General features: G+C 33.9%; 1 pseudogene. It reads left to right on the top strand.

Features of this window, described 5'->3' with window-relative positions:
- Positions 1–386 (top strand): annotated as a pseudogene (gene ypdA / locus M3234_RS29015) (bacillithiol disulfide reductase YpdA); the annotation flags it as partial.

A 386-nucleotide genomic window follows, 5' to 3' on the forward strand; every position in this document is an offset into this window, starting at 1 on the left:
GTTTATCGTTGAAGAAAGTAAACCAAGACGTAATCAAGCGCTAGTTTATTACCGAGAAGTTGTAAAACATCATCAATTAAAAGTAAATGCATTTGAAGAAGTATTAACTGTTAAAAAAATGAATAATAAATTTACTATTACTACGACGAAAGATGTTTATGAATGTCGATTTTTAACAATCGCGACAGGCTATTATGGTCAGCATAATACATTAGAAGTTGAAGGTGCGGATTTACCTAAAGTGTTCCATTATTTTAAAGAGGCACATCCGTATTTTGATCAAGATGTTGTAATTATCGGTGGTAAGAATTCGGCTATCGATGCTGCTTTGGAGTTGGAAAAAGCTGGTGCTAACGTGACGGTTCTATATCGTGGTGGAGATTATT

The sequence above is a fragment of the Neobacillus niacini genome (genome assembly GCF_023715785.1).
Classification (GTDB): Bacteria; Bacillota; Bacilli; order Bacillales; family Cytobacillaceae; genus Neobacillus; species Neobacillus niacini_E.